The sequence below is a fragment of the Streptomyces calidiresistens genome (genome assembly GCF_014141525.1).
Lineage (GTDB): Bacteria > Actinomycetota > Actinomycetes > Streptomycetales > Streptomycetaceae > Streptomyces > Streptomyces calidiresistens.
Genome location: NZ_VKHS01000551.1, coordinates 1 through 3,792, shown reverse-complemented (window position 1 = coordinate 3,792; position 3,792 = coordinate 1). Strand labels below are relative to the sequence as shown.

The window sequence follows — 3,792 nt, the reverse complement described above, 5'->3', positions numbered from 1 at the left end:
CCCCTGCCCCCGGCGCCCCGGGCAACACCCCGATAACACTCTCCGGCCCGGCGCGTGGACGCCGGTGGAACGGGCAAGGGGCCGGCGACAGTCGGCCCCTCGGGGCCGTCCACATCTGCGCATGTCGGAACATGGGGGACACGGTGTCGGATACCGGGACGACGAGGCCCGCCGAGGAGCGACCGGAACATCGGGAGGCCCCCGCCGCGGACGGCACGGGGGGCGGCGGACCGGGCGACCCCGACGCCTCGCCCCGGGTGGAGACCGCCGACCGGCCGGGCACCGGGGTGCGGACGCGACAGTGGGTCGGCCTGCTCGGGGGGCTGGCACTGGCCGTCCTCGTCCGGTGGGTGCTTCCCGATTCGCTGGCCCCCCAGGACAAGAACGTGGCGGCGGTGGCCGTGCTGATGGCCGTGTGGTGGATGAGCGAGGCGCTGCCCCTGCCCGCCACGGCGCTGGTGCCGCTGATCGCCTTCCCGGCGCTGGACGTGGCGCCCATCGACGAGGTGGCGCCCCCGTACGCCAACCCCGTGATCTTCCTGTTCATGGGCGGGTTCATCATCGCCATCGCGATGCAGCGCTGGAACCTGCACACCCGCTTCGCGCTGGCCACCGTGCTGGTGGTCGGCACCGGTCCGCGCCGGATGATCCTGGGCTTCATGATCGCCTCGGCGTTCCTGAGCATGTGGATCTCCAACACCGCGACGGCCGTGATGATGCTGCCCATCGGCATCGCCGTGCTCGGGCTGATGGCCCAGCTCGGGGACGGCCGACGGGACCCGAACTTCGCCACCGCCCTGATGCTGGGCATCGCCTACGCGGCCTCCATCGGCTCGCTGGGCACGATCATCGGCACCCCGCCCAACACCCTGCTGCGCGGCTTCGTCGACGAGAACTACGGCATCTCGATCAGCTTCTTCCAGTGGATGCAGTTCGGGGTGCCGATCGCCGCGGTCTTCCTGGTCATCGCCTGGCTGGTGCTCACCCGGGTGGTCTTCCGCCCGCGCGTCGGCGAGATCCCGGGCGGCCGGGAGCTGATCCGGGAGAAGCTGCGCGAACTGGGGCCGATCAGCCGCCCGGAGTGGACGGTGCTGGCGGTCTTCGTGTTCGCCGCCGTCTCCTGGGTGGTGCTGCCCCAACTGCACGGCGTGTGGCCGTGGACCGAGCGGATCGACGACGCGGCGATCGCGATGACCGCCGCCGTGCTGCTCCTGCTGCTGCCGGTCACCCGCGACCGCCGGCACCGGGCGCTGGGCTGGGAGGACACCAAGGCCCTGCCGTGGGGCATCCTGCTGCTGTTCGGCGGGGGTTTGGCGCTGTCGGGGGCGTTCAACCGCACCGGGGAGGACGGGGAGCGGACCGGGCTGGGGCCGTGGATCGGCGATCGGGTCACCGGCCTGGACGTGCTGCCGACCGTGTTGTTCGTGGTGGCGGTGGCGGTCCTGGTGCTGTTGCTGACGGAGTTGACCAGCAACACCGCGACGGTGGCGACGTTCCTGCCGATCATGGCGGGGGTCGCGGGGGGCCTGGGACTGGATCCGATGCTCCTGCTCATCCCCGTGGCCGTCGCCGCCACCTGCGCCTTCATGCTGCCGGTGGCCACCCCGCCGAACGCGGTGGTCTTCGGCTCCGGTCAGGTGACCATCGGACAGATGATCCGGGGCGGGATCTGGCTCAACGTCATCGGCATCGTGCTGTTGATGCTCGCCCTCTACAGCCTGGGCATCCTGGTCTTCGGTCTCACCGTCTAGTGCCGCGCGGGTCGGGCGTCGGCCCGCCCGGGCCGACGCCCGACGCGGCGGGGTGCCGTGCCGGGCGACGCGGCGGGGCGGGCCCGCCACGAGGGCTTCCGGCCGATGCGACACCGCGAGGGGCACCGCGCCGGTTCACCGGGGCGGTGCCCCTCGCGGTCGGATCGGTGCCGGGAGGCCCCGGCGCCCGGTCCGGGGGCGGGAGGACGGGCGGGGCCCGGGCCGATCCGGGGAGCGGATCGGCCCGGGCCCCGCGCCGGGGTCGCCCGGGCTCAGGCGCCGATGATCCCGCCGTCGGTGCGGCGGATCACCACCGTCGCGGAGCGGGGGCGGCCCTGCGGGTCGAAGTCGGGCCAGTTGCTCACCGCTCGGGGGTTCGCCGGGCTCGGCGCGCCCCAGGCCGCGCTGGCCTCCCCGGGGTGCTGGACGTTGACGAACATCGTGCGGCGGTCCGGGGTGGTGATCACGCCGGTGATCTCGCACCCGCGCGGGCCCACCAGGAAGCGCCGGATCTCACCGGTCCTCGGGTCGGCGGCCAGCATCGCGTTGTTGGCGATGTTGTCGTAGCCCCGACTCGCCAGGTTCTGCGAGGAGTTGGAGATGTCGGTCTGGATCCACAGCCGACCCTCGTCGTCGAACCACAGGCCGTCGGGCGAGCCGAAGATGTTGTCCTCGTTCAGGTCCACCGAGGAGTCGTAGGCGGGGTCACCGGCGAGGACGAAGATGTCCCAGGTGAAGGTGGTCGCGGTGTGGTCCCTCCCCTTCTCGGCCCACCGGATGATGTGGCCGTAGGGGTTGGGGGTGCGCGGGTTGGCCTCGCCCGGCCATCCGGTGCCGTTGGTGAGGGTGCAGTAGACGTCCTTGTTCTTCGGGTTGACCGCGATCCACTCGGGACGGTCCATCTTCGTGGCCCCCACGGCGTCGGCGGCCTGGCGGGTGCGGATGAGCACGTCCGCCTGGTCCTTCCAACCGTTCCCCGCGGTCAGCGGGCCGGTGCCGAAGCGCAGCGGCAGCCAGGTGCCCCGGCCGTCGTCCTCGAACCGCGCGACGTACAGGGTGCCGTGGTCCAGCGGGCTGCGGCCCAGCGCGCGCTGGGTGCGCCAGTTGCCCTCGCCGACGAACTTGTAGATGTAGTCGCCGTCCTGGTCGTCACCGGAGTAGGCGACGACCCGGCCCCGGGACTCCACGACGGTGCAGCCCTCGTGCTTGAAGCGGCCCAGGGCGGTGCGCTTGACCGGCTTGGCCTTCGGGTTGGTCGGGTCGATCTCGACGACCCAGCCGAAGCGGTTGAGCTCGTTGCCGTTGCGGGCCACGTCGAAGCGCTCGTCGGCCAGGTGCCAACGGTAGCCGAAGCCGCCGGCGTTGATGCCGTAACGGGCCTGCTCGGGGGTCGGGGACCAGGAGGGGTCCTCGGTGCCGAAGTAGCCGTTCCAGTTCTCCTCGCAGGTCAGGTAGGTGCCCCAGGGGGTCACACCGTGCGAGCAGTTGTTCAGGGTGCCCATGGGGGCGTTGTTCGAGCGCAGCTCGGGGTGGGTGACCTTGACCGGACCGGAGAACTCGACCGGGGTGGTGCCGGTGACCTTGCGGGCGTAGCGGGACTCCACGACCTGCCACTTCCCCTTGCGCTCCTCGACCTCCACGACGCTGACGCCGTGGGCGGCCAGCGCCTTGGCGACCTTCTCGCGGGTCATCTCGGCCGGACCGTCGGGGAAGAGCAGTTCCTGGTCCACGTACTCGTGGTTGAGCACCAGCAGACCCCGGCGGTTGCCCTCCCGGCCCTTCCCCAGCGGGAAGAAGTGCATCCCGTCGTGGTTCATGCCGATCTGCTGTTCCTGCTCGGCGGCGGTGTTGGAGCCGTCCTTCCTCCACTGCGGACCGCGCGGGCTCAGCGGGGTGCCCCAGGGGATGAGCACCTGGGTCTCGTAGCCGGGCGGAACGGTGAAGGCGTCGTCCGTGGAGGTGGGGACGGGGGCGAACCCGAGGAGGCCGCGCGAGCCCGGCTTGCCGGGGGCGGCGGGCTTGCCGGCCGGCACCGCGTGGG

General features: G+C 72.1%; 2 protein-coding genes. One reads left to right on the top strand and one right to left on the bottom strand.

Features of this window, described 5'->3' with window-relative positions:
• Positions 1-131: 131 nt before the first annotated feature.
• Positions 132-1,751, top strand: a complete 1,620-nt coding sequence (locus FOE67_RS19380) for an SLC13 family permease (protein ID WP_182666036.1) — start codon at positions 132-134, stop codon at positions 1,749-1,751.
• 272 nt (positions 1,752-2,023) lie between these two features.
• Here the strand turns inward: FOE67_RS19380 and FOE67_RS19375 are convergent.
• Positions 2,024-3,792: PhoX family protein (locus FOE67_RS19375; protein WP_182666034.1), on the bottom strand; the 1,769-nt coding region annotated here is incomplete at its 5' end.